The organism is Thermococcus sp. 21S9 (assembly GCF_012027635.1).
Classification (GTDB): Archaea; Methanobacteriota_B; Thermococci; order Thermococcales; family Thermococcaceae; genus Thermococcus.
In genome coordinates this window covers 1,713,116-1,730,179 of the sequence record NZ_SNUS01000001.1, presented here as the reverse complement: position 1 = coordinate 1,730,179, position 17,064 = coordinate 1,713,116, and the positions used below count along the sequence as shown (strand labels likewise).

The 17,064-nt window shown below is 55.9% G+C and carries 17 protein-coding genes; 2 read left to right on the top strand and 15 right to left on the bottom strand.

Features of this window, described 5'->3' with window-relative positions; all coding sequences use genetic code 11:
• Positions 1 to 43 precede the first annotated feature (43 nt).
• The 3 genes from E3E28_RS09745 to E3E28_RS09735 all read right to left on the bottom strand — a co-directional run bounded on the left by E3E28_RS09745 (position 44) and on the right by E3E28_RS09735 (position 4,050).
• Positions 44 to 1,225 (bottom strand): V4R domain-containing protein, encoded by a 1,182-nt coding sequence (locus E3E28_RS09745; RefSeq protein ID WP_167914923.1) that lies wholly within the window; start codon positions 1,223 to 1,225, stop codon positions 44 to 46.
• A gap of 176 nt (positions 1,226 to 1,401) precedes the next feature.
• Positions 1,402 to 2,016: an HVO_0476 family zinc finger protein gene (locus tag E3E28_RS09740; RefSeq protein WP_167915406.1), complete on the bottom strand. Its 615-nt coding sequence runs from the start codon at positions 2,014 to 2,016 to the stop codon at positions 1,402 to 1,404.
• Positions 2,017 to 2,154: 138 nt separating this feature from the next.
• Positions 2,155 to 4,050 carry a phosphoadenosine phosphosulfate reductase family protein gene (locus tag E3E28_RS09735; RefSeq protein WP_167914922.1) on the bottom strand — a complete coding sequence of 632 codons (1,896 nt, stop codon included), beginning with the start codon at positions 4,048 to 4,050 and terminating at the stop codon, positions 2,155 to 2,157.
• A gap of 287 nt (positions 4,051 to 4,337) precedes the next feature.
• Here E3E28_RS09735 and E3E28_RS09730 point away from each other — a divergent pair, with 287 nt between their 5' ends.
• Positions 4,338 to 6,794, top strand: a complete 2,457-nt coding sequence (locus tag E3E28_RS09730) for an ABC transporter substrate-binding protein (RefSeq protein ID WP_167914921.1) — start codon at positions 4,338 to 4,340, stop codon at positions 6,792 to 6,794.
• 65 nt (positions 6,795 to 6,859) lie between these two features.
• Positions 6,860 to 7,501, top strand: coding sequence for an alanyl-tRNA editing protein (locus tag E3E28_RS09725; RefSeq protein ID WP_167914920.1), 642 nt, complete (start codon positions 6,860 to 6,862; stop codon positions 7,499 to 7,501).
• 18 nt (positions 7,502 to 7,519) lie between these two features.
• Here the strand turns inward: E3E28_RS09725 and E3E28_RS09720 are convergent, their stop codons facing one another.
• The 12 genes from E3E28_RS09720 to E3E28_RS09665 all read right to left on the bottom strand — a co-directional run bounded on the left by E3E28_RS09720 (position 7,520) and on the right by E3E28_RS09665 (position 16,813).
• A complete protein-coding gene (locus E3E28_RS09720) occupies positions 7,520 to 8,167 on the bottom strand; it encodes a DUF257 family protein (protein ID WP_167914919.1) in 648 nt (215 codons plus the stop codon).
• A gap of 78 nt (positions 8,168 to 8,245) precedes the next feature.
• On the bottom strand, positions 8,246 to 9,244 hold the full coding sequence (locus tag E3E28_RS09715) for a TIGR01177 family methyltransferase (protein ID WP_167914918.1): 999 nt from the start codon (positions 9,242 to 9,244) through the stop codon (positions 8,246 to 8,248).
• Between the two features lie 8 nt (positions 9,245 to 9,252).
• Positions 9,253 to 9,993 (bottom strand): HAD family hydrolase, encoded by a 741-nt coding sequence (locus E3E28_RS09710; protein WP_167914917.1) that lies wholly within the window; start codon positions 9,991 to 9,993, stop codon positions 9,253 to 9,255.
• A 1-nt stretch (position 9,994) separates the two neighbouring features.
• Positions 9,995 to 10,999, bottom strand: a complete 1,005-nt coding sequence (gene hisC, locus E3E28_RS09705; protein ID WP_167914916.1) for a histidinol-phosphate transaminase — start codon at positions 10,997 to 10,999, stop codon at positions 9,995 to 9,997.
• A complete protein-coding gene (hisIE, locus tag E3E28_RS09700) occupies positions 10,996 to 11,625 on the bottom strand; it encodes a bifunctional phosphoribosyl-AMP cyclohydrolase/phosphoribosyl-ATP diphosphatase HisIE (RefSeq protein WP_167914915.1) in 630 nt (209 codons plus the stop codon). The genes hisC and hisIE overlap by 4 nt, the downstream gene beginning before the upstream one ends.
• 9 nt (positions 11,626 to 11,634) lie before the next feature.
• Entirely contained in the window at positions 11,635 to 12,393 is a 759-nt protein-coding gene (gene hisF / locus E3E28_RS09695) for an imidazole glycerol phosphate synthase subunit HisF (protein WP_167914914.1), read from the bottom strand.
• Positions 12,375 to 13,073: a 1-(5-phosphoribosyl)-5-((5-phosphoribosylamino)methylideneamino)imidazole-4-carboxamide isomerase gene (hisA, locus tag E3E28_RS09690; RefSeq protein WP_167914913.1), complete on the bottom strand. Its 699-nt coding sequence runs from the start codon at positions 13,071 to 13,073 to the stop codon at positions 12,375 to 12,377. Before hisA ends, hisF begins: the two co-directional genes overlap by 19 nt.
• A 1-nt stretch (position 13,074) precedes the next feature.
• Positions 13,075 to 13,671, bottom strand: a complete 597-nt coding sequence (gene hisH, locus E3E28_RS09685) for an imidazole glycerol phosphate synthase subunit HisH (RefSeq protein ID WP_167914912.1) — start codon at positions 13,669 to 13,671, stop codon at positions 13,075 to 13,077.
• Positions 13,668 to 14,204: an imidazoleglycerol-phosphate dehydratase HisB gene (gene hisB / locus E3E28_RS09680; protein WP_167914911.1), complete on the bottom strand. Its 537-nt coding sequence runs from the start codon at positions 14,202 to 14,204 to the stop codon at positions 13,668 to 13,670. The genes hisH and hisB overlap by 4 nt, the downstream gene beginning before the upstream one ends.
• Positions 14,201 to 15,328, bottom strand: coding sequence for a histidinol dehydrogenase (gene hisD, locus E3E28_RS09675; protein WP_167914910.1), 1,128 nt, complete (start codon positions 15,326 to 15,328; stop codon positions 14,201 to 14,203). Before hisD ends, hisB begins: the two co-directional genes overlap by 4 nt.
• On the bottom strand, positions 15,318 to 15,935 hold the full coding sequence (gene hisG / locus E3E28_RS09670; RefSeq protein ID WP_167914909.1) for an ATP phosphoribosyltransferase: 618 nt from the start codon (positions 15,933 to 15,935) through the stop codon (positions 15,318 to 15,320). The genes hisD and hisG overlap by 11 nt, the downstream gene beginning before the upstream one ends.
• Complete coding sequence (locus E3E28_RS09665) at positions 15,932 to 16,813, bottom strand: ATP phosphoribosyltransferase regulatory subunit (RefSeq protein ID WP_167914908.1); 882 nt, start codon at positions 16,811 to 16,813, stop codon at positions 15,932 to 15,934. Before E3E28_RS09665 ends, hisG begins: the two co-directional genes overlap by 4 nt.
• Positions 16,814 to 17,064: the final 251 nt, after the last annotated feature.

Below are 17,064 nucleotides of genomic sequence, written 5' to 3'. Positions count from 1 at the left end.
GGTTTTGCGAGGGGAGTTTGGGCGAGAATTTAAAAGGGTTTCGCTATCTCACCTTCCTCAAAACGAACTCGCAGTGTTCCGCGCCCATCGCCTCGCACTTGGTCTCTTCTCCCTCCCAGCGCTCGCCCGTGAACTCAGTGAGGAACTGGGCAAGTGAGCCTGCGTAGTTTGGATGGAACGGGTAGGGATAGCCTTTTCCGCCCGGGAACAGGTGGGTGCCCCTCACTATGACGACTGAATCTGAGAGCTCGACGAGTTCAAGCCTTCCGCCTCCTCCGGCCATGGTGAACTTGAATATGTCCTCAAGGGCCTCGGCGATGCTCGTGTTATGCCTCTTGGAGTACTCGCCGTACCCAAGGAACTGCTTCTTCCCCCATGTGTACAGCAACTCCTTTCCCCTGTCCAGCCCAAGGAAGTCGTAAACCGTCTCGATAAGAGTCCTTTCCGTGGCCTCTTCAACTATCTGAACTCTCGTATCCTTGAGCCAGATTGTTCCGTCCTCCCCTGCCCTGAGCTGGGCCTTCAGCCCCTCTATGCTCTGGTAATGCTCCTTCGTTGGATTTATGCCCTTCCGAGTTCGTATGTACGCGAATTTGGGCTCCAAAACCCGGAGTGGCTGGAGGGAACGTTTTATCTCAACTTTCCCGCCCGCAACTTCAATCACGTAGTCGAATGGTATCAGTATTGCCGCCAGGTCGGACTTTTCAAAGACGTCCGAACAAACGGCAACGAAGGTGGTTTTCCCGAGGGATTTCACGGAGTTGACAAGCCTGACGATAGCCTTTATGTAAATCTTAGGGTTCGACTGAAGGGTGTATTGGGCCGTGACGTCGTCTATGACCAGAATATCGTACTCATCTCCCTGGAGGGCCTCTCTTATGATTGCAGTAGTTATACCCAAATCCAGCGGGTTTGGGAGGACGTTTCGCCCGCCCTGAACGCCCTGGCCGTAGAGGTTTGAGTAGCCGTCCAGTATCGTCAGGGAATCGTCGAGAAATGGCTCGTAATCAATTCCGTGGCTCCTCAGCTCCTTGAGAAGCGTCGGAGGAGGCTGTCTAAAATCAACCACGAGAACTCTTTTACCGCTTTCAAGTGCCTTTAGAACAGCCTGATGCATTAAGATGACGTTATCGTACTCTATTGAGCCAACGAAGGCGACGCTTGAGCCCTCCTCAACACCACCCCCCAGTATGTCGTTGAGCTGTTTCACTCCCAGTGATAGCATTTTATCACCTCTGGGGTCTCCACGGGCTTTCTTATAACCTTTGCGTGTAGTACGACGAACATTAGAAAAATGCCCTTCGAAGGGCAGATAACCGATAATGCTCGAGCGCTCAGGAGCGGCCAAGCTCATCATCCCGGAGGTCAGAAAATAAAGAAACTCATCACGGCATCATGCGATTAGCGGTTTTCCCTGTCGTAGCCCCGGTAAAGCTTAAGACTCCTCCTCGCCCTCGCGCGGGGAATGTGATGGCCCATGAGGGCGACTATCTCGTCGGCTCTGGCCTTCCCGTGGTGGAGCATCTTCCGCTCGGTCTTAATCTTCTCAATCTTGAAGGTGTAGCCCCCAACTTCCACGACCTCTCCGACCGCGAACTCCTCGTCCCTCGGCACCTTCACGCGGAAGGACTGCGTGAGTCCCTTCGGCATGTAAACCGACACCTTGATGACCTTCGGATAGGTCAGGCTCTCGCCCCAGAGAGTCACTATCTCGCCGACCTTCGCCCGGCTCACCCTCTTTCCGCCTTCCAGCTCGATTCCGGTAATCCTTACCTCGTCCTCCTCGGTCTCGACGATGTCTCCGACTCTAATCTCCTCGCCCTCTGGAAGCTCCGCCTCGCTCTTGAAGCTCCTCTCGTGTTTGCTGACGATGAGCGGGACTTTGATGAGCTTCGGAAGCGTCACGTGCCAGACGTTACCGCACTCGTTACAGCGAAGGGTAAGCTCCCTTCCGCGCTCTTTGATGACCTCGACGTCATCGCTACCGCACTCGGGACAGATGAAGTACTCCTCCATGTCTCTCACCAGAGGGGAAGAGTGGCGGGGGGACTTATAAAGGTTCTTTAGATGGCCAACTCAACTTTACCGAATTTTGCAAAAATTGTAAAGTCAAGTTTGCCAAAAACCAGAAGAGGGAAGCGAGAACAGGCCGGCTCAGAGCTGGCTCCCCTCCTCGGGGTTCTTAATCTTCAACAGCGGGCAAACCTCCATGCACTCCCTGCAGTGCGTGCAGAGCTCGTAGTTTACCACTATCTTTTTGCTCCTTGGGTCTATGCTTAGGGCCCCTTCTGGACACTTGCCGACGCAGACACCACAGCCGACACACTCGTAGGCCCTCTTGACGAGGTGGTAGGCGCTGACCGCTTCCCCCTCGTCTGGCGCCTTAGCTTTCCTCGTCCCCGTGAAGAACTCGATGTTTCCAGCCCTTACGACGTCCCCCTCAACGCTTACCTCGCCAAGTATCGGCGCGACCTGCAGGAGGCGCTTTTTGTTGAGGATTGTGTTGAACTCCAGCTCGTAGCCCTCACCTGTCTCCTCAATTTTAACCCTGACTGGCTCCCAGGAGCGCTCCTCGGGAATATCGACGCCGAGCTTCCTCGCTATGGCCTTCTCACCTTTGCTAAGCTTCTTCCAGCGCCAGAAGCCGTAGGTAATCCACTCCTCCGGGAGGCCGAAGCGCTTCCTCCAGTGCTCCAGGGCATTCCTCCACTTCTCCCAGAGCTCGGGCTTCTCGCGCTTGAGCCTCTCGAATTCAGCCAGCGAAGCGCTCGGGCAGAGGAAACAGCCTATCCTGTCGAAGCCCCGCTCGTAGAGCGGGTTGTAGGGCAGGTTTCTACTGAAGATGTAGAGCCACACCTCAATCGCGCGCCAGTGGAATATCGGCGACGCGCCTATCTCGTTTGGCACCCACTCGTTCCTCCAGACCCTCGGCTGTTTGAAGCGCTTTATACTTTCGTACTTTCTCTGACCGACGAACATGAGCACTCCTTTTGGGTAATTCTCCTTTATTGCGAGGGTTATGGGCCCGAGCTTGGTGACCTTACAGCACCAGCGGTAATCGCGACCTGGTGGCGAGAAAACGTAGAGCGCCCTCCAGAAGGCGTCTCCAGCGTCTGCAACGACGAACTTTATACCCTTCGGCTCGAGCTCCTTCCTCAGCTTCTCCACGTATTCCACCGTCTCCGGGAACTCGATTCCAGTGTTGTTGAAGAACACCGTGAAATCGCTTCCGAACTCCTCCAGGGCCAAACCGAGAACGGCCAGGCTGTCCTTCCCGCCGGAGAAGGCAACGGCAACGGGTAAGTCCGAGTACCTGCTCGCCACTTTCCGCATGAACTCCCGGCTTTTCATGACCTTCTCCTCGAGTGCTATCGAATTGGCTCTCAGAACGTCCTCCATCGTTGCCTTTCTTCCCTCGCGGTAGTTGACGCTTTTCTGCCTCTTGGGCTTGACCCCCGTTCCGCGCTCGCCCCGTATTAGGGCCTCGTAGTCCTTCTTCGCTATCCCGGTTGCAAAGACCTCGCCGTCCTCAGAGACGAGAATCACGTCATCGTTCACCCTTATGCTCGGGTCTGCCTCGAGAACGCCGACAGCCAGGAGGTTCGCACCGTTCTTTATCGGCTCGACGGCGCCTTTATCGACTATAACCCACTTCTTCATCCTCTTTCCAAAGCGTTTCCAGAGCGCTATTGCACCTTCAACCTTCAGGCCGGCCCTCCAGCGGAGCTCAACCGGGTCGAACTTGACGTAGCCGAAGACGTAGCCGTCCACAATGATTTCATAGGCCTCGTCCTCGCTCGGGAGCTTGTTGAGGAGGACGACCTTTCCGTCGAGGACTTCTCCAACGTCCACTCCGAAGTGCCCTTTGAAGACCTCCTTTATGAACTCCAAATCCTTCTCAAAGGCGAACCTCAAATCGCCGGGAGGGGTTATGTTCAGCCTGAAGACGCCCTCCTTTCCGTGAACGGCACAGCTATCGCCTATGAGCGGAACGTTGCATTTCTCGCACCAGTTTATGTAGGCTTTTCCAAGGAAAACCGGTCTCCCCATACTCTCACCTGAGGCTGAAAGGGTGAGTGGGTTTATAAACCCGGTGGCGTCCTAAGTTTTACATCTTTGTAAAACTTAAGTCCGTACTGGAATGAATAGGTGTCCACATTAATACATCCGCCATTCAAAGACTTATTGATTCTCCGGTCTGACGTTGGAACCATTGCAGTATTTTTGTGTCTATTAGTGATAAAATTACCTAAAAATCATAACAGTAAGATTTAAGAATGTGCATGAACACCAGGAATAGCACGTCTGGAGGTGAGCGCATGAAAAGAGGTGTTGGAATGGCGCTCGTGCTTCTGGTTCTCGCGGGTGCACTTGCAGTCTCAAATCCCGTTAAGGCGCAGAGCGTTCAGGGGGACAAGCTCAGAATAGTACAGCTTGCCGCTCAGGGCAGTCTCTTCATGGGCGTCTTTAACCCGTCCCCGAGTGGAATGACCGACACGTACACAAGCAGGGTCTGGTATTTCCTCAATGACCCAGCGGTTGTGACTGGCTCGGACGTTCAGTATCACAGTTACAGGTGCCAGCTCATTGATGTCAAGTATAACGTCCAGGTTCCAAGCGGTGCCGTGGTCTGGAACGGAACCCAAAAGAAGTGGGTTTCTCCAAACACTGGGAAGGTGGCGAAGAGTGCCGTCACTTGGAAGTGTGGCCTCGGAACCTGGGTTGACGGCCAGAGGATAACCCTCGCCGACTATCTGTTCAGCTACGCGATGGACTGGGAGTGGGCCTATCAGGACGGCAAGGACGACAAGTACTACAGCCAGGACTGGGCAAACGCCCTCCAGAGCGTTCTCTCGAAGGTCCTTGGTCTCAAGGTTGACAAGGTCACCGACGACTACATCGAGTACACCGTTTACCAGGACTACGTCGTCCCGTACAGCAAGTGGGGAACTGCCGTTGGGAACTACTACGTTAAACCCTCCTTCCCGTGGGAGCTCTACAACGTTATGAGCGAGATGGTTGCCAACGGTGTTGAGGACAAGGCCTTCTCCTGGAGCGAGCAGCCGCAGAACGGTTACCAGATTGATATGATTGACCCGGACCAGATGAAGTACTTCAAGGCCGAGGCCCAGCGCCTCACTGAGAACCCAATACCCCTCTGGCTCAGTGACAAGAGCGGTATTGGCGCGTACTTAAAGATGTGGGGAGTGGATGAGGCCCAGGCGGGAATTACGGCGGATATCGCCAAGAAGGGTTATGAGGCCGTTATCAGCTGGATTGACAAGTACAACAACGCCATAATCGGCGATGGTCCCTACTACGTTGAGAAATACGACCCCAAGGGAATGACCCTCGTTCTCAAACTCGCCAATAACAAGAGGATTGGTTATCCGGGTGAGGTTAACGGTAAGAAGCTTCCGTGGGACCCGTACTGGAAGGAAATCGACATCTACGGAACCCTCAGCGCACAGACTGCCGTCCTTGCGGTTGCCAAGGGCGAGTACGACCTCTACTGGTACGCGGTGACCTACAACGAGTTCCAGAACATCCTTGAGCAGTACGGCAACAACCTCAAGCCAATCAAGAGCATAGCCGTCTGGTGGAGCCTCAACATCAACTTTGCGGGCAACCAGAGCACTGGCCTCGTAGACACTCCAAGCGGAGTCCAGTTCAACCCGTTTGCGCTCCGTGAGGTTAGGTATGCCATGAACTGGCTCATCAACAGGCAGTACATCGTCAGCCAGATACTCCAGGGAAGCGGTGCTCCCCTCTTTGGCCCTGAGGTCAGTGGACAGATAGACGCATACGCCCGGATTTCAACCGTCGCAAAGGCCATGAGTATAACCCCCCAGGGCGACGAGAACTACGCGATAGAGCTCATAGACCACGCCATGACCACCGCCTCTGAGAGATTGAAGGCGATGGGTCACACCCTTGAGAAGAAGGACGGCGTCTGGTACTTTGATGAAAAGCCCGTGACGGTCAAGGTAATCGCCCGTGTCGAGGATAAGAGGCTTGATGAAGGTAAGTACGTTGCTCAGGTTCTTCAGAAGGCTGGTTTCAAGGTTGACCTCCTCCAGTGGCAGAGGAGCCAGGCCAACAAGGTCGTTTACAGCAGTGACCCGGCGACACTTCAGTGGAGTGTGTACACCGAGGGCTGGGTTGTCAGGGGAATTCACCCCGTTACCAGCACCGCAACGGATTTCTGGTTCCTTGACTACTACGTTGCCCCGAACTTCGGAGCGGGAAGCAAGAACCCGTACACCCTGCGCCAAGTCGTTGATGCAGTTTCAAACGGCGACGTTGGCAAGTTTATCACGGCCCTTGGGCTTACCTACTACAACACCCCCGACAAGCTCAGGCCTTTCCTCAACTGGACCGGCTACGACTTCGACATGCTCCTCTTCCAGAACAGCTGGGAGAAGAACGGTGAGACCGTTAGCATAGACAACCTCGACCAGTTCTGGGACCTCTACAAGCTCGCCTACGCTCTTCACCTCTACAACTCGCCAAGGGTCTACACGGTAGAGACCTGGAGGTTCTTCCTCACCAACAGCAGGATAACCGTTGGAATGCCGGACCCCATAAGCGGTGTCGGTAGCTTCGTTTCGGCGAGGTCAGTCAAGCCGGTTTCAGCTGAGAAGACGACAACTACCGGTGGACAAACCACCGGAAGCGCGTCCTCGACGGAAGCACCCTCAACCTCGAGCACTTCAAGCGGTGGCGGAATCTGTGGTCCGGCCTTCATAGTCGGACTCGCCGTCCTGCCACTCCTCCTCAGGAGGAGGAAGTGACCTTTCATTCTTTCCTTTTCGATACCCATTTAAACTCCCGTGCCCTCTTTTCTACGGTGGTTTAAATGACCCGCAAGCTCTACTATGAGGACGCCTACCTCAAGGATGCCAAGGCGAAGGTTCTTGAGGTGAAGGATAACGCCCTGCTCCTCGACCAGACGATATTCTACCCAACCGGCGGGGGTCAGCCCCACGACAGGGGAACGATAAACGGCGTCGAGGTCCTCGACGTTTACAAAGACGACCAGGGCAACGTCTGGCACGTCGTTGCGGAGCCGGAGAAGTTCAAGCCCGGCGACGAGGTTGAACTCAAGCTCGACTGGGACTACCGCTACAAGCTCATGAGAATCCACAGCGCTATGCACCTCCTCGAGCACGTCCTCAACGTCGTCCTGCCCGAGAAGTGGGAGCCCTACGGAAGCGGAATGAGCGCCGAGAAGGGCAGGCTCGACATCGTTTACCCGGAGAACGTGAACAAGTGGAAGCAGGAGATAATCGAGACCTTCAACAGGCTCGTCGACGAAGGCGGAGAGATGAAGATATGGTGGGAAGGTGACACCCGCTACACCCAGATAAGGGACTTCGAGGTCATTCCCTGCGGTGGAACACACGTGAGGGACATAAAGGAAATCGGTCACCTGAAGAAGTTCAAGCGCTCCAGCCTTGGAAAGGGAAAGCAGAGGCTGGAAATCTGGCTTGAAGGCTGACTTGAATGTTGAAACGTGTCATTCAAGGGGAACCGCTATTTCTTCCCCGTACTCACTTATGTGCGGGGATTTCATTATTTTGAGAACTATCTTGTCGATTTCATGCCTGACACGGAAGACCCTGCTAGCGTGCTCCCTGAACTCCTTCAGTGTTCTGTCGGTTATTAAGTCGGTGTTGATGAAGTAAACCGTTGTTCTACTCCTGCTCCCCAGGTACGGGCGAATCATGTGGTTGAAGAGTGACTCCAGGTCGCGTCTGTCCTCTTCGTGTATGGACAGCACCTTGTCAAAGCCGAGGACTATTCTGAACGAGAAGTCAAGGTTTGCCTTCCTGAGGGCCTCCTCGTAGCGCTTCTTTCTTATTGGCAACTCCTTGCTGAGCTCAATCCATCCGACGACGTCCCCTGTCTGGATGAGCCCCCCGATTTTTATTACCTTGATTTGGTCGATGGCCGTTGTGTCGAAGCCGGCGAGCATCATATGGGTCTTAAAGACGTGCAACTGGTCCAGCTCATCGACGATGAGAATCGGCATGTCGTGTTCCTTTAGGCAGTCAATCAGCGTCTTCAGCAGAACGTAGGCGGGGTCGTGGGAGGAGTACTCGATAATCACGTCCTCACCGGGCTGAATGCTACAGAAATACCCAGAGAAACCCATTGCCTCCATGGCGCACCCCCTTAGATTTTTGTAAAGAAACTTCTAAAAAGTTTTCTAAACTTTTGTTTTTGCACCGACCCCGGATATTCAGGCCTTTTCAAACACGTAGAAGTACCTCTCAAGACTCTTGTGAACCCTCTGGTAGTAGCGTCCAAGCATCTTGAAGCCCAGCTTTTCGGCTTCGCCCTTTCCGTCGAAGCTCGTCGGAAAAGCTATCGCGAGCCTTCCACCGGGTCTAAGGACGTTGTAGATACTCCTCAAAACGGCCCTGTAGAGCTCTTCCCTTTTCCTCCCGGCAAGCGTTGCTGCCGTTCCGTAGGGGGGGTCTGTGGCGACAGCTTCAAACTCCTTCCCCGGGAAGAGCTCTTCCAGTCTTGTCGCGTCTCCGAGTTTAAGCTCGAAATCCCTGACTCCGTAGTGCCGAAGGTTCATCTCGGCCCCTTCAACCATCTCGGGCTTTATGTCAACGCCGTAAACCTTGAGCCCGAGCAGGCCCGCCTCGATGAGTATCCCGCCGGCTCCCATCATGGGGTCGAGCAACTCTTTCCTTGCTTTCGTCAGGTTCACCAGCGCGCGCGAAACCCTCGGGTGAAGTGAAATCGGCCGGAAAAACGGCCTGTGGTGGGCCTTTCGTCTCTCGAAGTCCTTGGGGTCGAAGAAGCGTATTTTTATCCCCGCGTAGAGCTTCTCACCACAGTAAACGCGAACAAGCGTGTCCGGCCTTGAGAGGTTCACGCGAAAGCCTTGAGAGTGAATCACCGCCCCAAGCTTCCTCGGCAGGTCGAGGACGTCGTGCCTGCAGTTGGCCATCGTCTCAGTGTCAACCTTAAACGTGCCTTCAATCGGCCACTCCACCTCTCTGGCCTTCCTGAGTAGTTCGTCAACGGAATCAGCTTCAACCAGTAGCTCACCGTACTCGTGGGCAAGGCCGAGGCGGTCGAGGAAGGGGAAGGCCCTCTCGGAGGCGTCAACCTTCAGGAAGAGGTAGTCCTGGCCGACTATCGTCCCTCCCCCGAGTTCGAGCATCGCATTTACCTCGTCCCTCGCCATCTCCGGCAGGTTTCCGAGTATCTCAACGTAGAGCATGGTCTTCACTATTCGGGGCCGTTTTTAAGGTTGTCCCCCAGCAGGTTTTCAACGAATTCCGAGACGTTCTCAACGTCCCGCCCGACCATGACGAAACCAAAATCGCCGTATTTCCTCCGGTAGTTCTCCACGAACAGCTCGTCGTTGAGCGTGTCGCCGACGTAAACCCCTCTTTCACCTTTCACCAGCTCCCAGAGCAGGTCTGGGTTCGGCTTTAGGCCGAGCTCCCTCGTTATGGCGTTCTTAAAGCGGAAGCCGAGGATTTTTTCGGCCAGCTTAAGCTCAAGCTCGCTCCTGCCCGTGACGACCCCAACTCTGAACTTCTCCGAAAGTTCCCTTAAAAGCTCCGCCTCGATGAGCGGTTTTTCCTTCCTCCAGAGGCCCGGAAAGTCGAAGAGCCTTCCGGGATAGGCTTCCCCGAGGTAGAAGGTGTTAAAGACCCTCTCTATGCTCCCCCGGTACATTCCAATCCCGAACCGCTCCCGAACCCACTCTATGCCCTCTCCAGCCGGGAACTCCTCCACTAAGGCCTCAACGTCGCCCGCCATTGAGAAAAGAATCAGCGCCTCGCTCACCTTGAAGTCGTCGCCGAAGCGACCCTTGGAGCGCAGTTTTCTGACCCACTCAAGCTCGATTTCCCGCTCCACCCCGAAGGCCCGGAGGAAGTACTCCACAGTCAGCTTGACGGCCATGTCGTAGCTCTTGCCCACGTCTATCAGCGTCCCGTCCACATCAAAGACCACCCACACTTTAACCACCCACTATTTCCCTCACGGCCTTCAGGAAGGCGTCGTTCTCCCATCTCCTGCCGACGGTTACTCGTATGTGGCCTTCCAGCCTTCCCGAGAGCTTTCTCACCACTATGCCCCTCTTCAAAAGCTCCTCGTAGGCGTCGAGTTTAACGAGGAGGAAGTTGGCGTCGCTCGGATAGGCCAGCTCCCCGAGCTTTCTCCTCATCCTCTCGCGCTCCTCGACGATTTTCCTAACGCGCCTCTCCATCAGGTCTGCATGTCTAAGCGCCACCTTCACAGCGGTCATCGTCATGATTCCAACGCTGAAGGGGGACTTTACCCGATAGAGTGCATCTACAACCTCTTCGCCCGCCAGCATGTAGCCGGCCCTGATTCCGGCCATTCCGAAGGCTTTGGAGAACGTCCTCAGCACCACGAGGTTCTTGTAATCCTCGATGAGCTTCCAGAGGCTCTTTCCCGCGAACTCCGCGTAGGCCTCGTCGAGGATTACAGGCCTTCCGGTTTCGAGAACTCTGACGATTTCCTCCTCAGGCTGGAGGTTTCCGGTGGGGTTGTTGGGCGACGCTATGAAGATTGCCCTCGCGTTTTCTGCTTTTCTGGCTATCGCCTCCCCGTCAATCGTGAAGTCCTCCCGAAGGGGCACTTCAACGACCGGAACGCCGTTCAGCCTCGCATAGAAGGAGTACATTCCGAAGGTCGGTGGGGTCGTGATTATGTGGTTCCCCTCGAAGAGCCTCACGAGGTAGCTCAACAGCTCGTCGCTCCCGTTTCCGACGGCCACGTTGTCCGGCGAGAGACCGTAGAACTCCGCTATAGCTTCCCGCGCCGGCAGGGAGGTTATGCTCGGATAGCGGTTGAAGTCAAGCTCCCTCAGCTCCTCGAAGATTTCCTCCTTCACCCAGTCCGGCAGGTCGTAGGGGCTTTCGTTCTTGTCGAGCCTTATCCGGTAGTTCCCCTCCACGACGCGATACGGCTGAAATGACTTGACCAGCTCGCTTATCACTTCCTCCGCCTCCTCAGCTCGGCCATAACCTCCCCGAGGGAAACGCCGTTGTAAGCGAGGAGAACGAGCAGGTGGTAGAGCATGTCGGCGGTTTCGTAGATGAGGCCTTCCCGCGTCTCGGCAACGAGGACTTCCACCGCCTCCTCGCCGAACTTCTTGTAAATCCTCTCCTTTCCAGCTTTGAAAAGCTCCGAGGTGTAGGAACCTTCGACCGGCTCTTCCTTCCTCCTCCGTATCAGCTCCTCAAGCTCCCTGAGGATTGTGAGCGAGTAGTCCATCGGCAGAACGCGCTCAGGCTCACCAAGCTTCCGGTAGAAGCAGGAGTAGTTCCCGGTGTGGCAGGCAACGCCCTTCTGCTCGACTATGAGCAGGAGCGCGTCGCCGTCGCAGTCTATCCGGATTTCCTTAACCCTCTGGGTGTTCCCGCTGACTTCACCCTTCATTCTCACCCTGCCCTGCGAGCGGGAGTAGTAGTGGGCGTAGCCCGTCTCAAGGGTCCTCCTCAGCGCTTCTCTGTCCATATAGGCCAGCGTTAGAACCTCCCCCTTCGTGTCCTGAACTATGACGGGAACGATTCCGCCGTTCTTCTCCCAGTCGACCTTTTCAATCAGCTCCTCAGCCCCCATGCTACCACCTCAGTAGTCCAGCCTGACCGGAATTCCCCTCTCAGCCAGATACTCCTTCAGCTCGCCGACGGTGTATTCCCCGTAGTGGAAGATTGAAGCGGCTAAAGCTGCCTCGGCCCCGGCTTTGAAGGCCTCGTAGAAGTGCTCGGGCTTTCCAGCCCCACCGGATGCTATCACAGGAATATCCACAGCCTCCGCAACGGCCTTCGTGAGCGCTATGTCAAAGCCCTCCTTCGTCCCGTCTGTGTCCATGCTCGTGAGGAGGATTTCTCCCGCTCCAAGCCTCTCAACGGTCTTCGCCCACTCGATGGCATCAATCCCCCTCGCCTTCCTTCCGCCGTGGGTGTAGACCTCCCAGAAGGAGCCGTTCCACTTGGCGTCTATGGCAACCACGGTGTTTGCCGTTCCTATCAGCTCGGCCATCTCCCTCACGAGTTCAGGCCTATCGACCGCAGAGGTGTTCACGAAGACCTTATCGGCCCCGCGCTTGACTATCTCCCTCGCCTCTTCAACCGTCCTTATGCCCCCTCCGACGGTGAAGGGGACGTATATCTCCCCCGCGATTCTCTCAACGAGGTCGAGGAGAATTCCCCTCTTCTCATATGATGCTGTGATGTCGAGGAAGACTATCTCGTCTATTCCCTCGCTCTCGTAGCGCTTTGCGAGCTCCACCGGGTCTCCCGCATCGCGTATGTTCCGGAACTTTATCCCCTTCACGACCCTGCCCTCTTTTATGTCCAGCGCCGCGATTATCCTCTTCGCGAGCATTCCGCCACCTCCAGCAGTTCTTCGAGGCTGACCTTGCCCTCGTAGAGCGCCTTCCCGACGATGACGCCGGAAAAACCGATTTCCTCAAGCTTCAGCAGGTCTTCAATACCTGAAACTCCCCCCGCGTAGATGAACTCCTCGTCATTCCAAAAGCGCTCGATTTCCTCGATTCCGGTTAAGGTCCCGTCTCTCTCGACGGAGGTGTAGATGAACCTGTCAACGTAGCCCCTCAGCGTCTCGTAGGCCTCTCTAACTGGAATTCCTTCCTCAAGCCAGCCCTTCACAGCTATTCTCCCGTCTTTCGAGTCGAGGCTGACGGTTATTCCCTCGAAATCGTCGGTTATTCTGGCCAGGAACTCCAAATCAAAGGCCCTCGTGCCTATTATCGCGTTCTCGACTCCGATTTCGTAGGCCCTCTCGACGGCCTCGTAGCTCCTCAAACCGCCACCGAGCTGGACCCCCAGCCCGGTCTCGCGGATTATCCTCTCAACCACACCGAGGTTCTTTGGAAAGCCCTCGAATGCCCCGTCCAAATCCACGACGTGGATTTTATCAACGAGCTTAGCAAAGCGCTCCGCTATCTCGACCGGGTCGCCGTAGACCTTAACCCTCTCCCTCTTCCCCCTGTAGAGCCTCACGGCCCTTCCATTCATGATGTCGATTGCCGGATAAACCTCCATCTCAAAGCCCCCTGAAGTTTCTCATGACGGTCAAACCGTTCCGCCCGCTCTTCTCCGGGTGAAACTGGACAGCGTAAACGTTCTCTCTGCAAACGGCCGATGTGAAGACCACTTTCCTTCCCTTTGACTCGTAGTCGGTAACCCCCGCGATTATTTCCTCCTCACCCGGCTCGGCATAGTAGGAGTGGACGAAGTAGAAGTACGCTCCATCCTTAATCCCCTCGAAGAGCGGACAGTCCTTCCGCTTCCAGAGCTGGTTCCAGCCGATGTGGGGCGTTCTAACCCCCTGAAACCTGACGACGTTTCCCCTAAACACGCCGAGGCCGGGCCTTCCGGGGCTCTCCTCGCTCCCCTCGAAGAGGAGCTGTAATCCAAGGCATATCCCGAGGAAGGGCTTCCCCTCGTTTATCGCGTCGAGTATAACGCCCCTCAGCGGTTCGAGCCTCTCCATAACGGCCCCGAAGTTCCCAACCCCCGGGAGGACAAGCTTTTCAGCTTTCTCAATCTCGTAGGGGTCGCTCGTGACGACGCCCCCCAGAGCCTTCCTCACGTTGGCGAGGTTACCTATTCCCAAATCGACCACCGCTATCAAGCTCACACCTCCAGCAGTCCCTTCGTGCTCTCAACCATCTTGCTTTCCCTAATCGCCTGCCCCAGCGCAACGCCGAGCCCCTTGAAGGTCGCCTCGATGACGTGGTGAGCATTTACTCCGCTCAGCGTCTTCACGTGGATTGTCGCCTTCAGCGACCTTGCTAATCCCCAGAGGAACTCCCTGACCAGTGAAACTTCGAATCCCGCCTCACCCTCCTCAAAGCTCAGTTCAGCGCTCACGTAGGGCCTCCCCGAGATGTCCACTGCAACGAGGATTAAGGCATCGTCCATCGGCATAATCGCGCTCCCGAAGCGCCTGAATTTTTCTGGAAGCTTCGAGCGTAGCTCCTCCCCGAGGGTTATGCCCACGTCCTCCCAGAGGTGGTGCCTGAGGTCGTATTCGGCCTTAACTCTGGCATCAACGCCCATGTAGTGGAACAGAGCGGTGAGCATGTGGTCGAGGACTTTGTCGCCCGTCCTTATCTCTCCGGCGACGTTGAGGTCCACTGTTACGTCGGTCTCCCTCGTTGTTCTCCTCATTTCCTCACCTCCATGCTCCTCCTGTGAAGCTCCATGCCCTCTATCTCCGCCAATCTTATTCCAAGCTCTCTCTCGCTCAGGAACTCCTCCCTGCTCACCCGGGCGAGGGTTATCGGCTTGAGGAAATCCCGCACCGTTAGAACCCCGCTGAACTTTGCCGTTCCTCCGGTCGGAAGGACGTGGTTGACGCCGAGGAAGTAGTCCGCCGAGGGAACCGGAGTATAGGGGCCGAGGTATATCGCCCCGGCGTTCTCGATGAGGTCAACCAGGCTGAGCGGGTTCTCGGTTATTATCTCGAGGTGCTCCGGCGCTATCTCGTTCGCTTTTTCGGTGCACTCCGCGAGGCTTTCGCAGAGGATAACTTCAACCCCGTCGCGGGAGCAGTAGTCGGCGAGCTCTTCCGAGGTCGTCAGAAGCCATGCCTTGCTGTCCTTCCCGTGCTCCAGCTGGCTGAGGAGGTCCGCCAGAACGTAGTCCTTCTCGGCCGTTTCATCGGCTATGACCGCTATCTCCGAAGGCCCTGCCAAACTGTCTATTCCCACGACGCCGAACACCTGCCTCTTGGCCTCGTTGACGAACCTGTTTCCGGGCCCGAATATCTTGTCGACCTTCTTCATCCCCACGCCGTACGCCATCGCCCCTATCGCCTGAACTCCACCGAGCTTGTAAACCTCGTCTATGCCGAGCAGTTTCGCCACGTAGAGCACGTAGGGGTTCACCCTGCCGTCCTTCGGCGGAATCGTGACCGCTATCTCCTTGACGCCCGCTATCCTCGCGGGAACGGCGACCATCATCAGCGTCGAGGGGAGCGGTTTTCCGCCGGGGACGTAGATTCCTATCCTCCGTATCGGGCGGTAGATAAGGCCGTAAAGCGAGCCGTTCTTGACGAAAAGTTCGTCCCCCGGCTTCTGCCTCTCGTGGTAGTCCCAGAGTCGCCCTATCGTCCGCTCGATTATTTTCCTGTCCTTCTCGGGAACGAGCCTTTCCGCCTCCTCGAACTCCTCATCCGTCACGCGGAATGGGCCGTCGTAGTTGTCGAACCTCCGCGAGTACTCCCTGACCGCTTCGATTCCCCTTTCGCGTATGTCCCTCAAAATGCCCGCAACGTACTCCTCAAGCTCCATCTCCAATTACCTCCTTTATCGCGAGAATCAGGGCGTTGATTTCATCGAACTTAGTCTTCTGGGAAATCCTGTTGACGAGCAGTTGGGCCGAAACGTCCATGATTTTCTCGACCTCGACGAGGCCGTTCGCCCTTAGCGTTTCGCCGGTCTCTACTATGTCCACTATCGCGTCCGCCACGCCGACCTTGGGAGCCAGTTCGACGCTCCCGCTGAGCTTTATGATTTCGACCTCGACGCCAAGCCTTGAGAAGTAGCTCCTCGCTATCCGCTCGTATTTGGTCGCTATTCTGAAACCGTCCATGTCCTCCGGTGGGACGACGCTCTCAGCCGGCATCGCTAAACTGAGCCTGCACTTTCCGAAGGGAAGCTCCAACGGGACGAAAACGTCACTTTCGCGCTCCTCAAGGACGTCGCTTCCTGCTATACCCACGTCAACGCCGTGCTCGACATAAACGGGAACGTCGAAGGCCCTCGCGAGGAGAACCTCGTTGCCGTTGAACCTCTCGATTAGCTTCCTCTCGCCAGGCTTGTCGATGTTATAGCCGGCCTTCCTCAGGATTTCCAGCGAGCCCCTGAGAAGCCTTCCCTTCGGCAGGACGAACCTCATCTTTCCACCTCCACGGGAACGCCCATCGAGACGAGCTTCCTCGCTTCCCTGAACGAGCTTATGCCCCTGAGGAACCTCCTGCTCCCCCTCTCCCTTACCTTTGCCAGCCCGATGAGGGCCCTGAGGTCGAGGGCGAAGCCGACCGCCGGTCTGCCCCTGAAGGAGTACTCCCCTCCACCGCCTATCGGTCTGCCAATCTCGGGCGAATAGACCTCGAAGATTACGTCCCGGTAGTAGGGAAGCGGTCTGACCGTGCCCAAATCCACGAAGACCCTCTCGTCGTCGACCAGCCCGAGAATCCGGGCGAGCTTGCCGTAGTCGGTTTCCCTCCCGCGGAAGTTGAAGAGGCGCCACAGCTCCTCCTTTTTCTCCTCATCGAGCGGGAGCTTCTCTATGAGCCCGAAGTTCCTCCTTTCGAGGGCCCTGCAGATTGTTTCCCGGAAATCCTCGATTCCCTCCGTTGCCCTTCTCCAGACCTCAAGGCTCCCGAGGTCGATGTAGAACTCCTCGATGCCAAGGCTTTCCAATGCTGTTATGAGGACGCTCAGAACCTCGGCCGTCATGAAGGCCGGCTCACCGCCGATGAACTCAACTCCGGCCTGCCACCTTCCCTCAACTCCGCCGTCGAGGACTTCGCCGATGTAGTAGAGCTTGCCGAAGTCGATGTCGTAGTTCCTGAGCAGTCTGCTCGTCACGTCGGGCTTTATCAGGTAGAATCGGTTGTTGTAGGCGAACTTCGTTCCGCCCCTCAAGGTTTCCCCGTAGGGCTCTATCGTGGGCAGGACAACCTCGCCGTAGCCCCAGAGCTCGAAGGTTCTCCTAAGGTAGCTTGAAACGAGCGCCAGTTGAGAGTACTCCCTAATCCCCTTAAGGACCATCCAAAACACCTCCGAAAATTTTTCGACTAACTACAAGTCCGGCAGAAGAGTCAATGATGAAGGCTAACCCTCAGAAGAGCGGTGTATTTCCTCTCAAATCTCCGAGTTGTAACGCTTTCCGCTTTCATCTCTCACACCACCTGTGGCATTGGTGTGTTTCAAAGAGAGTTATAAACTTATCCGAAGACTTTTCGACAGTTTGAAGAATAATCCGAGCGGAATTGTCAGTGGTTCAAAAATGGGTATGGAGC

Excerpts from the sequence above, each read along its gene's own strand:
- E3E28_RS09745 (WP_167914923.1), bottom strand. The coding sequence starts at position 1,225 with ATGCTATCACTGGGAGTGAAACAGCTCAACGACATACTGGGGGGTGGT.
- E3E28_RS09740 (WP_167915406.1), bottom strand. The coding sequence starts at position 2,016 with ATGGAGGAGTACTTCATCTGTCCCGAGTGCGGTAGCGATGACGTCGAG.
- E3E28_RS09735 (WP_167914922.1), bottom strand. The coding sequence starts at position 4,050 with ATGGGGAGACCGGTTTTCCTTGGAAAAGCCTACATAAACTGGTGCGAG.
- E3E28_RS09730 (WP_167914921.1), top strand. The coding sequence starts at position 4,338 with ATGGCGCTCGTGCTTCTGGTTCTCGCGGGTGCACTTGCAGTCTCAAAT.
- E3E28_RS09725 (WP_167914920.1), top strand. The coding sequence starts at position 6,860 with ATGACCCGCAAGCTCTACTATGAGGACGCCTACCTCAAGGATGCCAAG.
- E3E28_RS09720 (WP_167914919.1), bottom strand. The coding sequence starts at position 8,167 with ATGGAGGCAATGGGTTTCTCTGGGTATTTCTGTAGCATTCAGCCCGGT.
- E3E28_RS09715 (WP_167914918.1), bottom strand. The coding sequence starts at position 9,244 with ATGCTCTACGTTGAGATACTCGGAAACCTGCCGGAGATGGCGAGGGAC.
- hisIE (WP_167914915.1), bottom strand. The coding sequence starts at position 11,625 with ATGGGGGCTGAGGAGCTGATTGAAAAGGTCGACTGGGAGAAGAACGGC.
- hisF (WP_167914914.1), bottom strand. The coding sequence starts at position 12,393 with ATGCTCGCGAAGAGGATAATCGCGGCGCTGGACATAAAAGAGGGCAGG.
- hisA (WP_167914913.1), bottom strand. The coding sequence starts at position 13,073 with ATGGAGGTTTATCCGGCAATCGACATCATGAATGGAAGGGCCGTGAGG.
- hisB (WP_167914911.1), bottom strand. The coding sequence starts at position 14,204 with ATGAGGAGAACAACGAGGGAGACCGACGTAACAGTGGACCTCAACGTC.
- hisD (WP_167914910.1), bottom strand. The coding sequence starts at position 15,328 with ATGGAGCTTGAGGAGTACGTTGCGGGCATTTTGAGGGACATACGCGAA.
- hisG (WP_167914909.1), bottom strand. The coding sequence starts at position 15,935 with ATGAGGTTCGTCCTGCCGAAGGGAAGGCTTCTCAGGGGCTCGCTGGAA.
- E3E28_RS09665 (WP_167914908.1), bottom strand. The coding sequence starts at position 16,813 with ATGGTCCTTAAGGGGATTAGGGAGTACTCTCAACTGGCGCTCGTTTCA.